Origin of the sequence: Staphylococcus sp. GDY8P119P, from assembly GCF_017892075.1 — a bacterium.
Classification (GTDB): domain Bacteria; phylum Bacillota; class Bacilli; order Staphylococcales; family Staphylococcaceae; genus Staphylococcus; species Staphylococcus ureilyticus.
The window spans coordinates 890,255-906,655 of sequence record NZ_JAESKJ010000006.1 but is presented as its reverse complement, the minus strand read 5'-3'; the positions used below and the strand labels follow the sequence as shown (position 1 = coordinate 906,655).

Annotated in this window: 16 protein-coding genes and 1 riboswitch; of the genes, 5 read left to right on the top strand and 11 right to left on the bottom strand. The window is 33.1% G+C overall.

The features are described from left to right. Positions 1–12: 12 nt before the first annotated feature. Positions 13–282 (bottom strand): acylphosphatase, encoded by a 270-nt coding sequence (locus KA830_RS08415; protein ID WP_046208290.1) that lies wholly within the window; start codon positions 280–282, stop codon positions 13–15. A 337-nt stretch (positions 283–619) separates the two neighbouring features. On the opposite strand from KA830_RS08415, the gene msaA reads away from it, so the two are divergent. Beyond that, the gene (gene msaA, locus KA830_RS08410) at positions 620–925 is read left to right on the top strand and encodes a regulatory protein MsaA (protein ID WP_019468786.1); all 306 of its coding nucleotides are present in this window, start codon (positions 620–622) and stop codon (positions 923–925) included. A gap of 184 nt (positions 926–1,109) precedes the next feature. Continuing rightward, entirely contained in the window at positions 1,110–1,310 is a 201-nt protein-coding gene (gene cspA / locus KA830_RS08405; RefSeq protein ID WP_001831260.1) for a cold shock protein CspA, read from the top strand. Between the two features lie 165 nt (positions 1,311–1,475). Here cspA and lysA read toward each other — a convergent pair whose 3' ends face one another. From lysA to KA830_RS08355, 10 genes are all read right to left on the bottom strand, one after another. Further along, positions 1,476–2,741 carry a diaminopimelate decarboxylase gene (lysA, locus tag KA830_RS08400; RefSeq protein ID WP_204180025.1) on the bottom strand — a complete coding sequence of 422 codons (1,266 nt, stop codon included), beginning with the start codon at positions 2,739–2,741 and terminating at the stop codon, positions 1,476–1,478. Between the two features lie 3 nt (positions 2,742–2,744). Beyond that, entirely contained in the window at positions 2,745–3,818 is a 1,074-nt protein-coding gene (locus tag KA830_RS08395; protein WP_204180026.1) for an alanine racemase, read from the bottom strand. Next, positions 3,815–4,972 (bottom strand): amidohydrolase, encoded by a 1,158-nt coding sequence (locus tag KA830_RS08390; protein ID WP_204180027.1) that lies wholly within the window; start codon positions 4,970–4,972, stop codon positions 3,815–3,817. Before KA830_RS08390 ends, KA830_RS08395 begins: the two co-directional genes overlap by 4 nt. 209 nt (positions 4,973–5,181) lie before the next feature. Then, positions 5,182–5,901, bottom strand: a complete 720-nt coding sequence (gene dapD, locus KA830_RS08385) for a 2,3,4,5-tetrahydropyridine-2,6-dicarboxylate N-acetyltransferase (protein ID WP_046208294.1) — start codon at positions 5,899–5,901, stop codon at positions 5,182–5,184. Positions 5,902–5,922: 21 nt separating this feature from the next. Continuing rightward, positions 5,923–6,645, bottom strand: a complete 723-nt coding sequence (dapB, locus tag KA830_RS08380; protein WP_046208295.1) for a 4-hydroxy-tetrahydrodipicolinate reductase — start codon at positions 6,643–6,645, stop codon at positions 5,923–5,925. Then, on the bottom strand, positions 6,642–7,529 hold the full coding sequence (gene dapA, locus KA830_RS08375) for a 4-hydroxy-tetrahydrodipicolinate synthase (protein WP_204180028.1): 888 nt from the start codon (positions 7,527–7,529) through the stop codon (positions 6,642–6,644). Before dapA ends, dapB begins: the two co-directional genes overlap by 4 nt. A gap of 1 nt (position 7,530) precedes the next feature. Continuing rightward, the gene (locus KA830_RS08370) at positions 7,531–8,520 is read right to left on the bottom strand and encodes an aspartate-semialdehyde dehydrogenase (protein ID WP_204180029.1); all 990 of its coding nucleotides are present in this window, start codon (positions 8,518–8,520) and stop codon (positions 7,531–7,533) included. A 60-nt stretch (positions 8,521–8,580) separates the two neighbouring features. Beyond that, a complete protein-coding gene (locus tag KA830_RS08365) occupies positions 8,581–9,789 on the bottom strand; it encodes an aspartate kinase (protein WP_204180030.1) in 1,209 nt (402 codons plus the stop codon). Between the two features lie 81 nt (positions 9,790–9,870). Next, positions 9,871–10,049: riboswitch (Lysine riboswitch) on the bottom strand. Positions 10,050–10,234: 185 nt separating this feature from the next. After that, positions 10,235–11,065 carry an aldo/keto reductase gene (locus KA830_RS08360; protein WP_073342151.1) on the bottom strand — a complete coding sequence of 277 codons (831 nt, stop codon included), beginning with the start codon at positions 11,063–11,065 and terminating at the stop codon, positions 10,235–10,237. A gap of 266 nt (positions 11,066–11,331) precedes the next feature. Beyond that, positions 11,332–12,936: an ABC-F family ATP-binding cassette domain-containing protein gene (locus KA830_RS08355; protein ID WP_046208300.1), complete on the bottom strand. Its 1,605-nt coding sequence runs from the start codon at positions 12,934–12,936 to the stop codon at positions 11,332–11,334. Positions 12,937–13,079: 143 nt separating this feature from the next. Here KA830_RS08355 and cvfB point away from each other — a divergent pair, with 143 nt between their 5' ends. The 3 genes from cvfB (at position 13,080) to pstC (ending at position 16,400) form a co-directional block, all read left to right on the top strand. Further along, positions 13,080–13,979: an RNA-binding virulence regulatory protein CvfB gene (cvfB, locus tag KA830_RS08350; RefSeq protein ID WP_046208301.1), complete on the top strand. Its 900-nt coding sequence runs from the start codon at positions 13,080–13,082 to the stop codon at positions 13,977–13,979. A gap of 332 nt (positions 13,980–14,311) precedes the next feature. Next, complete coding sequence (locus KA830_RS08345) at positions 14,312–15,271, top strand: PstS family phosphate ABC transporter substrate-binding protein (RefSeq protein WP_046208302.1); 960 nt, start codon at positions 14,312–14,314, stop codon at positions 15,269–15,271. Positions 15,272–15,470: 199 nt separating this feature from the next. Continuing rightward, a complete protein-coding gene (gene pstC, locus KA830_RS08340) occupies positions 15,471–16,400 on the top strand; it encodes a phosphate ABC transporter permease subunit PstC (protein WP_046208303.1) in 930 nt (309 codons plus the stop codon). Position 16,401: the final 1 nt, after the last annotated feature.

Here is a 16,401-nt window from a genome sequence, read left to right as displayed (position 1 = left end):
CTTCATCTTCCTTTATATTGTACTAAAATTTTCCCATGATTCATTCGTTTCTATCTCTTCAATTTCATAATCTTCAACTTGAGAAGCAGGTGAAGCACCTTCAGTGATAGCATTAATAAATGATGTTAGTGATGATTCATCTCCTTGAGCATAAATCTCTACATAATCAGATATATTTTGAACAGTACCTACAACATTATATTTTTTTGCTATCTTCTCAGTATAATAGCGAAAACCAACGCCTTGTACTATACCAAATACTTTAATATGTTTGCATTGCATATAATCACCTCTTATTATCATTATACGAAATTTTATCATACAAAACTAATATTTTTGTCTGAATAACAAGTGTCTATCCGTCAAAAGTATGAAACAGATAACTTGATTTTATATATGATACAGTTAAAATATTACACATAGCTATTTAGCAATATCTTTTGCGTATGGATGAATAAATTTTTTAAAATACGTTACATAACATATAGACAATATATAAAATTATATACAAATAATTCAAAATAAACGTAATAAATCATGATTAATATAATGATGATCATTACAATGATTTATTTGATAAGAGCAAGTATGAAGTTGAAAGTGAAAGGGTGTAATTTACATGTGGACAGTTGCAAAAATTCGGGCTGATTACGAAGGCTGGTGGTTATTTAGTGACTGGACTGATCATATCGTGGAACAATATCATTTTGAAAACTATGAAAAGATGCTAAATTACTATCAATCTATCATTGAAAATAGTAAAAAGCACTATGACAATTTTCTGGTTGGTAAATACAATATTCATGCATTTTATAATAATTGTGAATTAGGATTTTGTGAAGATTGTGATGAAGATTTACAGATTTTTTATAGTTATATTGTTTTAAATAATAATGAAGTTTATTATAAATTACCGATTGTTTAAGAAATTGTTTTTTCACAATTGCATTGCATTTTCAGCTATTATGGCTTATAATATGAGTCAAGCAATTGTTTTATTCCATATTGCAAAGAATATTGTAAGACAGATTTACACTGTGAAATTGTATTTTTTGTAATATGCGAATAATGCATATTGAATGAATATTAGTCTTGGAGGTTTCACATTTATGAAACAAGGTACAGTAAAATGGTTTAACGCTGAAAAAGGATTTGGTTTTATCGAAGTAGAAGGAGAAAACGATGTATTCGTACACTTCTCAGCGATTAACCAAGAAGGTTACAAATCATTAGAAGAAGGTCAATCAGTTGAATTTGAAGTAGTTGAAGGCGACCGCGGTCCTCAAGCTGCAAACGTTGTAAAACTATAATATAGATTGCAATATTGACTATAAAAAGAACCTTGTTAAAGGTTCTTTTTTAATATATAAATTTTTAAAATGTAATTTAAAAAGCTCTTTTTAAAGTGAATACTCGTTAATCGAGTACTTTAAAAAGAGCTTTAATTATGATTGATTCTTTATATTATTAACAAGTTATTTTGTATCATTTATGATTAATTGTCGCAATGATTGTCTTTTTATAACTTCTCTAGCTTTACTATCTTTTAGAAAGAATACTGACGGTTTTTGCATTTGGTTGTAATTAGATGCCATGGAATAATGATAAGCACCTGTTGATAAAACAGCTAGATAATCACCGCGTTTAACGGTACTAGGTAACTTAGCATCTTTAATTATAATATCTCCAGACTCACAAAGTTTTCCAGCTATTGTTACAGTTTCATCTTTTGGTTCATTTCTATTAACTAATAATGCTTCATACTGAGCATCATATAATGCAGTACGAATATGATCACTCATCCCACCATCAACTGATACATATTTGTTAACATTGGGAATCTCTTTAATTGTACCAACTTCATATAATGTTACACCGGCTTCTCCAACTATAGATCTACCAGGTTCTATTCCAATTTCTGGAAGAGGGTAGTTAAATTCAGTTGAAATTTCTTTTATCGCATCAGTAATTTCTGAAATTCCAGTTTCGATAGGGAAACTTACATCACCTTCAACATATCTAATACTGAAACCACCGCCTAAGTTAATCAGTTCAACCTCTATAGCATTTTCTTTTAACCATTGAATTACTATTTTTGCTGTTTCAATCATCGCTTCTGTGCCTTCAATTTGCGATCCTACATGAAAGTGAACACCTTTTAAATTTAAATGTTTCGTGTTTTTTACTTTTTCAACTGCTTGATTTGCCAATCCATGTTTAATTGACAAACCAAATTTACTATCTTCCTGACCAGTTTGAATAAATTCATGTGTATGGGCTTCAACACCAGGGTTTAAACGTAATACGACATTTACCGTTTCACTCGCATATTTATCTATGAGTTCTATTTCTTCTAATGCATCAATAACGATATAGCCAACTTTGCTTTCTAAAGCATACTGTAACTCATGCTTTGTCTTGTTGTTACCATGAAAATGTATATGCTGTGGGTCAAAACCGGCTTCCAATGCTGTATACAATTCTCCTTCAGATACTACATCAAGTTCAAGACCTTCTTCTTGTACTAATTTCACCATTTGTAGACAAGTAAATGCTTTAGAAGCATATGAAATGTTATAGTTTAATCCACTTTTCTGAAAAGCAGTGTGAAATCGTTGCATTTGTGATCTGATTTGATGTTCATCGTAAACAATAGTAGGGGTTCCGAAACTTTGAGCTATTGTTTTAAGACTTGTACCTCCCATTGTTAACTCGCCACGATCATTATATTCTACTACCATAATTTATCTATACTCCTTTATTAGTGAGTCGTGATTCATTGCACTTAATTGTTCAGAATTCGCGCCAACACCTTTAAATGTAAACTCGTCAACACGAATATCATTATTATATAATATTACTTCATCTTGTGCATGCACGTTGTTATCAACTTCAACAAACATATGGCTCATCATCAACGCACGAATAGGGTAACGCTTGCCGTTGATAAGTGCCTCATGTTTTGCTCTTGATTTAAGAATACCATCTCCATAGCCAATATCAACTACTGCTAATTTTGTGTGATTATGCGTAGCTTCGAATGCAAAACTATAGCCACAATAATCACCCTCATTTACTTCACGAACTTGGATAACATTACCTTTAACGGTCAGTGATTGTTCAATCTCATTTACATCAATCGTTTGATAAGGTCTAGAACCGTAAAGCGCAATGCCAACGCGCGCATGTGTATGGTTATCAAACACACCGTTTTCCCTATAATAACTTGCACTGTTTTGTGCATGTATCATTTCAAAGTGATAACCTTCGTCTAATAATGCGTCAACAATCTCTAACCAAGCTTTACGCTCTTTATGATATTCTGATACATCAAATTCATCTGCATATCCAAAGTGAGTCCATAAACCTGTAATACGCATTTTATCTTTACTTTCATCTTTCATATGATGGTGCAACACTTCTTTTATTTCATCTATACTCTTCAAACCTGAGCGATGCAGTAAATTTTCAAATTCTAAATGAACTTGAATACCTTGTAAATCTTCAATATGTTCATAATAGAAATTTAACGAGGGTAGGGTCATTTGAATTTGATAATCTCGCACTTTATCAAATTCATATACTGCATTCATTAAGAAAATCGTTGCATTAGGGGCTAATTGTCTTATGCGAACTGCTTCTCTTAGGGATGTCGTACTAAAAGTATTAATACCAGCTTCTAAAAATTGCTGTACTGCAAACTCCAAACCATAATGATAGGCATTATTTTTAACTACTGCCATAATTTGATTGTTTTGGATTACTTTAAGCACATTATTGTAAAATCGTTGAGTGTCAACAAACCAAACTGCGGTCATTGTGATTCCACCTCACTATAGGATTTTAAAATCGCTTCATAATAATCTGCAATTTTAATCAACATATGTTCATTAAAATTTAAAAGGGCAGTATGCAAACCTGTGACAAAACCTTTTGTCTCGTCTCGTACACCGACAAAAATAAAATAACTAGGTGCAAGTTGACTATAAAAGCTGAAATCCTCGCCAAATAAGTAAGGTGTAGGTTTATCAACTATTTTTAAGTTAGCAATGTTGAGACCATTTTCAATATGTTTACGTAATTCAGGTGAATTATATGTTGGTGGATAGCCTTCTTCAAATTTCACTTCACAATCAACGTCAAATAACAATTTTACACTTTCAGCAATTTTGTGCATTTGCAGTTTCACAGTTTCCAAATCATGGACATCATAAGTTCTAATAGTGCCTTCTAAATAGCCATTGCTTGGTACTGTGTTTATGGCTTCTCCGGCTTCAAAATGACCCATATGTACAATATTTCTCTTTAAGCCATTTAAATGGAATTGTTGTATCTGACCCACTTGACTTAAAACATGCTGCAGCGCTTCTCCAGCAGAATGTCCTTGTTCTTTATCTGCAACATGACTTGATAGACCAGTTAAATAAAAACGATACTCTGTAGCACTTGCTGTAATTTCTTCATCACGAATTACAACTCGACCTTCATCTTCAAAAGGCATCACGTGGATACCAAATATAGCTTCGATAGGGTATTTATCAAAAGCGCCTGCACGGATTAAACGGTTTGCGCCACCTCCTGTTTCTTCAGCTGGTTGAAAGATAAATACAATATTTTGAGGCAATGTGCCTTGATCAGCCATAGACTTACAACGTTTAACAAATAACATTAATGCAGTTGTATGCCCATCATGTCCACATGCGTGCATGACATGATCTGTTTCACTTCGATAAGAGACATCATTTTCTTCATAGATAGGCAAAGCATCTATGTCTGCGCGATAAGCAATCGTATGATTACCATTACCTGGTAGATAAGCAATCAAACCTGTTTCCAATGGACGATCGTATTGGACACCAAGTTCATCTAAAAATGCAGCAATATATTTAGTGGTTTCAAATTCATGGAGGCTTAATTCTGGATGTTGATGCAAATGACGTCTATGCGTTGTAACAAATTCTATCTCATTCATTAAAATCAAATCCTTTTAGTTATTTTAATATGTATTAATATAAAAAATGCTTATTTATGTATAAAAAGGAGGTTAGACGATTTTATAGTTACAAATTAATATATACATTAATAATAAATGAATACATTAGTAATAAAATGTTATATCGTCTAAAACCTCCTACAAATATTAAAAATTCAGTTTTTATGATCTATCTTCTTAATTCAGTATTAATCGTTTAATTTTCTTAGTGCTGAAACGATTTCTCTTTTTGAATCTTCAACTTCACTTGTTTGCTTAATTACTTTTGCTGGTGTTCCAGCAACCACAGAGCCGGCAGGGACATCTTGCGTAACGATTGCACCAGCTGCAACAATAGAGCCTTCGCCAACGCGAACACCTTCAAGTATTACAGCATTTGCACCAATGAGTACGTCATCTTCAATGATCACAGGTGATGCACTAGGCGGTTCAATTACGCCAGCTAATACTGCACCAGCTCCAACGTGAACGTTTTTACCTGTAGTAGCACGACCACCAAGTGTTGCGTTCATGTCAACCATCGTTCCTTCGCCGACTACAGCACCAATATTGATCGTAGCACCCATCATAATCACTGCACCATCTTCAATCGTAGCTTGTTCACGAATAAATGCACCAGGTTCTATACGTGCATTCGTATTGGTTAAATCTTTTAATGGAATTGCTGAATTACGACGATCCATCTCAACTTCTAATTCATCAATCGCTGATTGATTTTTTTCATAAAATTGTTTCCAATCATCCGCTTCACAAAAGATTACTTTAGAGTCAGGTCCGCCAAATACTTTAAAGTTATCAGGAAATATTACTTTATCGAACTTACCATTCACATAAACTTTAAGAGGTGTAGATTTCTTCGCATCACTTATATATTGAATAATTTCTTCTGCCGTTAAATGTTGTACCATAATTTTTTCGCTCCTTAAAAGTTATAAATTATCAAATGTATAAAAATCATTTGATTTATTAATTAATTTTTCTGCTGCACCAATCGCTCCATTGGCAAAAATATCTTTTGATTGAGCACGATGGGTGATTTCTATTGTTTCATCAGTACCTGCAAATAACACATCATGTTCACCAACAATCGTACCACCACGAATTGAATGGATACCAATTTCATCTTGTGTACGTTTTTCATCTAACTCATGTCTGTCGTATACTGGCGTTGTTTTTTCACGTAATGACTCAATGACATCATAAAGCTTTACTAATGTACCACTAGGTGCGTCCACTTTTTTATTATGATGTGCTTCAGTTAGTTCAATGTCAAAATCTTGAAGTAGGGGAACCGCAGCTTCCAAAATTTTAGTTAAAGCATGAACTCCATAACTCATATTTGCACTGAAAAATACTGGCATTTTACTACTTAATTCTTTTAATTTTGCAATAATTTTTTCTTTTTCTCCAGTTGTTGCGATAACTAATGGCAAATTAAATTCATCATCTAATAAAGGCAACAATAACTCTGGATTTGAAAAATCAATTGCAACATCGGCATCTTTAACGTCTGAAATACGTTGGAACGTTGGATAAGGGTATGATTTAGATGAATTAGGTACAATCACACCTTCAATTTGATGTCCTTTTGCTTCAGCTAATCTTGCTACACGTTGATTCATGGCACCATAGCCTATTAAAACAATGTTCATGTATTGTCACCTGCTTTAAATTGTTCGTATGCTTCTTCTAACGTTTGACGTTCTGCATCTTGCAGTTTCACTAGTGGAAGGCGTACTTCATAATTACCAAACCCTTCAACGGCTGTTAATGCTTTGATAGGAATAGGGTTAACATCAACAGCTAATGCATCTAATAGCGTTTGTATAGGTTGAAATTGTGAATTGATATCTTTTCCACTTTGTTTTGCATCGAATAATGACTGGAATGCATTAGGAATTACATTTGCAGCGACAGAAATGACACCGTTACCACCTTTTTCAAAATAATCTACCACATTATCATCATTACCGCTATACAAAGCAAAATGATTTAAATCTAAACGTTTTTTCAATTCATCCATATATTCAAAATCATTAGTAGCATCTTTTATCGCTACAATATATTCATTATCACTTAATGTTTCAACCGTTTCTGGATTAATAGTCATATTCGTACGTGAAGGTACATTATACAAAATGACAGGTAATTTTACTGCATTAGCTATCGTTGTAAAGTGTTCAATCAATCCACGTTGATTTGTTTTATTGTAGTAAGGCGTGATTAACATAATACCATCTGCGCCAATTTCTCTCGCACGTACTGAAGCTTGAATAGATTTTTGAGTATTATTCGTACCTGTGCCAGCAATCACTGGTACTTTGCCATCTACATAATTAACAACCGTCTCTAATACTTGATCTTTTTCTTCATCAGTTAATGTAGGGTTTTCGGCTGTTGTACCATTAACCACGATACATTTCGCATTATTTTCTAATAAATATTTTACATGTCTTCTAAGGGCATTTAAATCAACTTCGTTGTGTGTGAAAGGTGTTGTCAAAGCAACACCTACACCTTCAAAAATATATCCCATTTTATCTTACTCCTTTCAAACTCATTACTTGTTCTAAAACTTGTACTGCATTTAAAGCTGCACCTTTTAGTAAGTTATCTGAAGTACACCAAACATGGAAAGTATTATCTAACGAATCATCTCGACGAATTCTACCAACAAATATTTCATCCTTACCAGTTGCATTTATCGCTAGTGGATATTCATTTTGTTCTGGATTATCAATCAGTACGACACGTCCGTCATTGTCAAAAAGCTGCTGAATTGCTTGTACTGAACTTTCGCTTTCAAGCGTAACGCTCATATGCACACTGTGACTATCTTGAACAGGCACACGCACACAAGTTGCTGTTACTTTCAAATCTTCATCTTTTAAAATTTTTCTTGTCTCATCAATCATTTTTTGTTCTTCTTTTGTATACCCATTTTCTAAAAAACTATCGATATGTGGTAAAACATTATTATAAATAGGATGTGGATATGCTTCAGGTGCTTTACCATTCGCACCTTCAGATAAATCTTGTCTGCCTTTTACACCAGACCCTGAAACAGCTTGATATGTTGTATAAGCTACACGTTCTAATCCAAATGCTTCTTGCAATACTTTTAAAGGTACAACCGATTGAATAGTAGAGCAATTTGGATTAGCGATGATTTTTCTTTTTAATACAGGTTCATTAACTTCAGGTACAATTAAATCAATGTCATCTGCCATTCTCCATTGACTAGAATTATCAATAACAATGGCACCAGCTTGTTCAAAAATAGGGGAGAAATGGGCGCTGGTACTTCCACCGGCACTCATTAAAACATAGTCATAATGTTCACTTGCAGCTTCTTCAGTTAATTCTTTAACCGTATATGTTTTGCCTTGAAATTCAATTTTTTCTCCTGCTGAACGTGCTGAAGAAAACAATACTAATTCATCAAATGATATGTTTTTACAATCTACTGTTTCTAACATTTTTCTTCCAACTAAACCAGTTGCGCCTGCTATTGCTAATTTTGTCATATATTATACACTCCATTTTCATTTTAATAAGTTTGCTAAAATTAATTATATTTAGAAAATTCAGATATCAAAAGTTTGATACAAGGCATGAACTGCGCGTTCACCATTTTCAGAATCTATTACACATGAAATACTTATTTCGGATGTAGTGGTTTGATAAAATGCTATATCATTTTCAATCAATGTTATAAATGCTTTTGAAGCAACACCAGACATATCTCTCATACCAGAACCAATTAATGAAAGTTTAACGTATCCCTCATTTATCTTGAAGTCTAAAGCATTAAACCTTTCTTTTAAGTCATCTAAGATGTTTGTTATTTGAACAGCATCTGTATCTTTTATCGTGAAAGACATTTGTAACCCTTCCAAATTAACGATTTGAGAAATCATATCGACATTGACTGATCCTTCTTCTAAATGGTTGAATAAATCTGTCAGTAATCTATTATCCGGTAGGGGATAACTAATTGTAACATGTTGCATATGTTTATCTAATGCAACACCAGTAACTGCTTTTTTTTCTAATAATTCTGCTTGTGACATAATCCATGTTCCTTTCACATTTGATAAAGTTCTTCCTAAATACAAGGGGATGTTATAATTTTTCGCTAATTCAACGCTTCTCGTTTCAAGTACGCCTGCACCTAAAGCGCTCATTTCCATCATTTCTTCATACGAAACATACGACAGACGTTTCGCATCTTTGTAAACCCGTGGGTCAGTCGCATATACACCATCTACATCAGTGTATATCTCACAAGTCGTTTGGTTACTTGCAGCTAAAGCTACAGCAGTGGTATCTGAGCCACCACGACCTAAGGTAGTTACTTCTAATTCATCATTTACCCCTTGAAATCCTGCTACCACTAGTACATCGTTACTTTCAAAAGCTTGTTCAAATGTACTTGGGTCGATTTCAGCAATTTTACTTTTTAAATGATGACCAACCGTTTTGATTCCTGCTTGATATCCAGTCATCGCTTTTGCATTTATACCGATGTCATTTAATACCATCGATAAATAGGAAACGGTCTGTTGTTCACCAGTTGTTAATAACAGGGCCAATTCTTGATCTTTTGGTGTCGTAGTAAGTGTTGAAACATTAGCCATCAGCTCATCTGTTGTTTTACCCATTGCACTTACAACAACGATAAGTTGCTCACCTTCCTCAACTCTTGTTTTTAACATGCCTGCTATATTTTTAATTTTAGTAAAATCACTTACTGAAGAACCTCCAAATTTCAAAACACTTCTTTCCAATTCCATATCCTCCTCATTTGATAGGGGAGAATCACAGTGATATAAAAAAGAACAAGTCCGGAATGCGAACCTGTTCTATAATTTATATACAAGTGATGCACTCCATTATTTTAAAATAATGACAGACTCTTAGCTCTTAACCATAAAGTCCAACTTGTTATAAGCTGCTATTATAACTGTTTCGGCATCTCACCCTTTCAAAATTAGCTGCTAGCAGACAGGTTCTTCTAAAATTTACTAATGATTGATGCGCCTCATCAAAACTTATTTAATTTTTGTTTATGAATCATATTATACATATGCTTATATGTACTGTAAACCGCTTTTACAAAGTTTTTTAAATTTACTGAAAAATTAAACGTTTTTATAAACGTTTTGCTAATTAAGTGTAATTTATATACTTTTAAAAAGAACTAAAATATTAAACTTTTAAAATTTATGAGCTTTTTCTTTAAAATTCTTCATATATGGCTGGATCTTGGTCTTTACGTCTACCATCTACACGTGTTAATGCGTTGATTTTCTCAATGTCATTATTATCAAGGGAAAAATCAAAAATATCAATATTTTGTAATTGTCTTGATACTGTCGTAGATTTCGGAATAGGTACAACACCATTTTGAACATGCCATTTTAATATAACTTGAGGAATAGTTTTATTATGTTTTGTGGCAATTTCCACAAGGTTTTCATCATTGATAACACTAGAAGCACGACCTAATGGACTCCAAGCTTGAGTAACAATTCCTTTAGAAGTATTGTACTGAACCAATGCTTCTTGATTGAAGTATGGATGTAACTCAATTTGGTTCACAACTGGCAAAACGCCAGTTTCTTGTTGTAGTGTATCGATATGTTCTGGTAAAAAGTTACATACACCAATTGATTTTATTAAGCCAGCTTTTTGTGCTGCAATCATTGCTCGCCAAGCTTCAACATACTTTCCTTGTTTGGGATTAGGCCAGTGAATTAAATATAAATCAAGATAATCTACACCTAGACGATAAATTGATTCCTGAATTGCAGTCAGTGCATCGTCGTAAGTTTGATAACGACCAGGTAATTTTGAAGTAATCATAATTTGTTCACGTGAAACTCCACTCATCTCGATTGCTTTACCTACAGTACCTTCATTCTCATAATTATAGGCAGTATCTAACAAACGATAACCTTGTTCTAAGGCATTCACAATCGCATGTGTGCCATGCGCGCCATTTAACTTATATGTACCAAAACCAATTTGAGGAATTACTTGTCCATCTAACATATTTAACTGTTTCATTTGCATACCTCCATAACGAAATATGTATTTGATTATATTATGCTTAACCATTTATGCCTAATATTTAGACTCGTAGGGAGGAAGTTACTATAAATAAAAAAGCTAAGATATGTTAATATCTCAGCTTTTAACGTATGATTTCAATCATTGATAATATTTTGCATTTATTTTTAATAACGCGATTTACAATCTGAATTTTTGAAATATACAATACGTATCATCAATTCAATATGATACTTTATATATCGCTTTGTATTTTTAAAGGGTTATTTACTTAATACACCAGTTTCTTGTAAATAAGCTTCATAAGATATTTCTTTTGATAAACCACCAGTAGGGTTTAAGTCAATTACTCGGTTTGCAATTGTATTGATAAATTCAAAGTCATAAGATGTGAAAATCATAGAACCTTTGAAATTTTTCAAACCATCGTTTACTGCAGTAATACTTTCTAAGTCTAAGTGGTTTGTTGGTTCATCTAGCAATAGAACATTTGCGCTAGATAACATCATTTTACTTAACATACAGCGTACTTTCTCTCCACCAGATAAAACACTAGCTTTTTTCTTAACTTCTTCGCCACTAAATAACATACGACCTAAGAAACCTCTTAAGAATGTTTCAGTTTGTTCATCTTCAGGTGCATATTGACGTAACCAATCAACTAAATTCATATCTACACCTTCAAAGTAGTCAGAGTTATCTTTAGGGAAGTAACTGCGAGAAGTTGTGACACCCCATTTTACTGATCCTTCGTCTGGATCCATTTCACCTGCAAGTATTTTAAGTAAAGTAGTTTTCGCAATTTCACTATCTCCAATTAAAACCGCTTTATCATTAGGGTTCATTGTGAATGAAATATTGTCTAACACCTTATTACCATCAATCGTTTTTGATACATTTTCCACAAATAGCAAGTCATTACCAATTTCACGTTCTGGCGTGAATTTTACGTATGGATAACGGCGTGAAGAAGGTTGAATATCGTCTAATTCAATTTTTTCTAGTTGTTTTTTACGACTTGTTGCTTGTTTAGATTTAGATGCATTTGCAGAGAAACGAGCAACGAAATCTTGCAACTCTTTAATTTTTTCTTCTTTTTTCTTATTTTGCTCTTGTGCCATTTTCATTGCTAATTGACTTGATTGATACCAGAAATCATAGTTACCAACATAAACTTTTATTTTTCCATAATCTAAGTCTGCAATATGTGTACATACATTATTTAAAAAGTGTCGGTCATGTGATACCACAATTACTGTATTTTCAAAGTTAATTAAGAAATCTTCTAACCAGCTTATCGCAGGTATATCTAAACCGTTGGTCGGTTCATCAAGTAGGAGTACATCGGGCTTGCCGAATAAACTTTGAGCTAATAATACTTTTACTTTTTGATTATTTTCTAATTCAGCCATTTTTTTATCTTGTAAATCAGCAGATATACCCAATCCAGATAATAAAGAACCTGCATCTGCTTCGGCATTCCAACCGTCCATTTCAGCAAATTCGCCTTCTAATTCTGCAGCCCTGATTCCATCTTCATCACTGAAATCTGGTTTCATATAAATCTCATCTTTTTCTTTCATTACTTCATATAAACGTTCATGACCTTTAATCACAACATCTATTACACGTTCATCTTCATAAGCAAAGTGATCCTGTTTTAAGATTGCTAAACGTTCGTCTTTTCCCATAGATACATGACCTGATTGTGCATCCAACTCACCAGATAAAATCTTTAAAAATGTTGATTTTCCAGCACCGTTGGCTCCAATCAAACCATAACAATTTCCTTCTGTAAATTTAATATTTACATCCTCGAATAATTTACGATCACCAAACCGTAAACTTACATCAGTAACTTGTAACATGCATTTGCTCCTTTACGTTAATCTACCGGACAAATTATAACACACTTAAGAAGGAGTTTCGACCATTCACAATGAGGTGATGCTTGTTTCTTTATAGCATGTTATAATAGTTAAGAATAAATTTAAGTACGAAGGAGAACAGTATGGCCCAAGAAGAGAAAAATATTGTAGGTTCCATTGAATTTCTTGAAGTCGTTGGATTAGAAGGATCTACTTACAAGTTACAAGGACCAAACGGAGAAGAAGTTAAACTCAATCAATCAGAAGTTAATGAAGAAGACGAGTTAACGATAGGCGAGGAATATAGTTTCTTCATTTATCCTAATAGATCAGGTGCATTGTTTGCGACACAAAACATGCCAGACATTACTACTAGCAAATATGATTTTGTGAAAGTATTAAAAACCGACCGAGATGGTGCACATGTCGATGTAGGTCTTCCAAGAGAAGTTTTAATTCCATGGATAGATTTACCAAAAGTCAAAGATGTATGGCCGACACAAGGTGATGAATTATTAGTTACTTTGCGTATTGATAGTGAGAATAATATGTATGCTCGATTAGCAACTGAGACAATTGTTGATTCAATGTACACGCCAGTACACGATGATACATTACAAAATAAAGTTATTGAAGCAAGACCATACAGAGTTTTAAGAGTCGGAAGCTTTATGCTATCCAAAGATGGCCATAAAATATTCGTACATGAATCTGAACGTAAATCTGAACCTCGTTTAGGTGAAAAACTAGAAGTTCGTATCATCGGACATAATGAAAAAGGGGAGCTTAACGGTTCATTTTTACCATTTGCACATGAAAGACTTGACGAAGATGGTCAACATATTTTTAATTTACTCGTAGAATATGATGGTGAGCTTCCATTTTGGGATAAATCAAGTCCTGAAGCGATTAAAGAAGTATTCAATATGAGTAAGGGTGCATTTAAGCGCGCAATTGGCCATTTATATAAAAACAAAATTATAACTATTGAAACTGGTAAAATTGCATTAACTAATAAAGGTTGGAGTAGAGTCGAAGATTAGTTTCTACTATATAAAATAGTGTTTAGATACTTATAAATTAAATTTATCCTGTACTACATAAATCGTTGTGTAGTACAGGATTTTTTTGTTTTTATATTACAAAACAAACGTGTTTTGTAATATTTATATTTTTACAAATACCGTCATATCAACATTTCAAAAATCATAACATACATAGAATCTCTTATTGTGAATTTTGTAAATGAGGTCAATAAATACTTAACAAAAGATTTACATTATCTATATTTGTATTTAATAAAAGGTGTGTAGTATAGGAACTGTAAGAAATACATATAACTTTTGGGTTATTCACTTATTAGGAGGATGTTTCAATGAAAAAATGGCAATTATTTGGTACTACTGTAATCGGCGCTTCACTTTTATTAGGAGCTTGTGGCGGTGGAAATAGCGATTCTGGTAAAGGAAGTGGAGAAGTTAAAGGTGATGGTTCATCTACTGTAGGTCCAATCATTGAAAAATTAAATGAAAAATTCGCAAAAGATAATTCAGATGTAACTGTATCTAATGGTACAGCTGGAACTGGTGGCGGTTTTGAAAAATTCATTTCAGGCAGCACTGATTTCTCAAATGCATCTAGACCTATAAAAGACGAAGAAAAGAAAAAATTAGATGATAAAGGTATTAAATATGATGAGTTTAAAGTTGCTCAAGATGGTGTGACAATTACTGTAAATAAAGATAACGACTTTGTAGATGAACTTACTAAAGAACAATTAAATGAAATCTACTCAGGCAAAGCAAAAACATGGAAAGACGTTAATTCAAAATGGCCAGACAAAGAAATCAAAGCATTTTCTCCTGACCAATCTCACGGTACTTACGATTTCTTCTCTGAAGAAATTATGGACAAAAAAGATATTAAAGCAGAGAAAAATGCTGATACAAATACAATTGTTCAGTCAGTAGAGAAAAATAAAGATAGTGTCGGCTATTTTGGTTATAACTTCTATAAACAAAATAAAGACAAGCTAAAAGAAGTTAAAATCAAAGATGAAAATGGTCAATTAACTGAACCAACTAAGAAAACAATTCAAGATGGTTCTTACGCATTAAGTAGACCACTTTATATCTACACTAACGAGAAAAAATTAAAAGATAATGAAGGATTCCAAGACTTCATGAAATTTGTCATGAAGGATAAAGGAAAATCAGCTGAAGACGCAGGATTTGTTGCCTTACCTGAAAAAGATTACACTGAACAACAAAGCAAATTAAAAGACATCATTGGTAAAGATAGCGACAAAAAAGACAGCAAAAAAGAAGATAAATAAACATAATAGCAATTTTAAAGTTGGGATTCAGGAAGTAGATAGACAAATAGCATGATTAAGTTATCTATCTACTTCCAAGTTCAATTTATCTAGCGTTTAACAATATAGTGAAAATCGCTATGTTGCTCAACACTAGATGATGAACAATCCCGACTTTTATTTTAAATATTGGGAGTCTATAAGAAAGAAGGGTATTTACATGGCTAATCAGAATACTTCTGTTAGTGAAATGATTGCTAAAAACAATGCTAAGAAAAAAGGTATTAGCGATAAAATTGTACCGATCATTCTGGGAATCATTGCAATTTGCTCAATTTTAGCAACAGTAGGGATAATCGTTACATTATTAACAGAGACCATTACATTTTTTACACGTGTTCCAATTACTGAGTTTTTATTCTCCAAAGATTGGAATCCATTCTCATCAACACCACAATATGGCATTTGGGCATTGATCTTAGGTACGCTTAAAATAACAGTTATTGCAACAATTGTTGCTGTTCCTTTAGGATTAGGCGCTGCTTTATATTTAAGTGAATATGCTTCTACAAGAGTGAGAAAAATAATAAAACCGATTTTAGAAATATTATCTGGGATACCAACAATTGTTTTCGGCTTTTTCGCTTTAACATTTGTTACCCCTGTACTCCGTGCAATATTTCCTGAATTAGGTAGTTTCAATTCAATTAGTCCAGGTATTGTCGTAGGCGTTATGATTATTCCACTAATTTCGAGCATGAGTGAAGACGCGATGTCATCTGTGCCAAATAAAATGCGTGAAGGTGCACTTGGTTTAGGCGCAACAAAATTTGAAGTTGCCACAAAAGTGATATTACCAGCTGCTACTTCAGGTATTATGGCATCTATCGTATTAGCTGTCTCACGTGCAATCGGGGAAACGATGATTGTATCACTTGCAGCAGGTAGTACTCCAAGTTCTTCATTAGATTTAACCGGATCTATCCAAACGATGACTGGATATATTGTACAAGTTGCAACAGGAGATGCGACATTTGGCTCTGATATCTATTACAGTATCTATGCTGTTGGTTTCACACTATTCTTATTCACACTTGTGATGAATTTAATTTCACAATGGATTACGAAACGCTTTAGAGAGGAGTATTAAT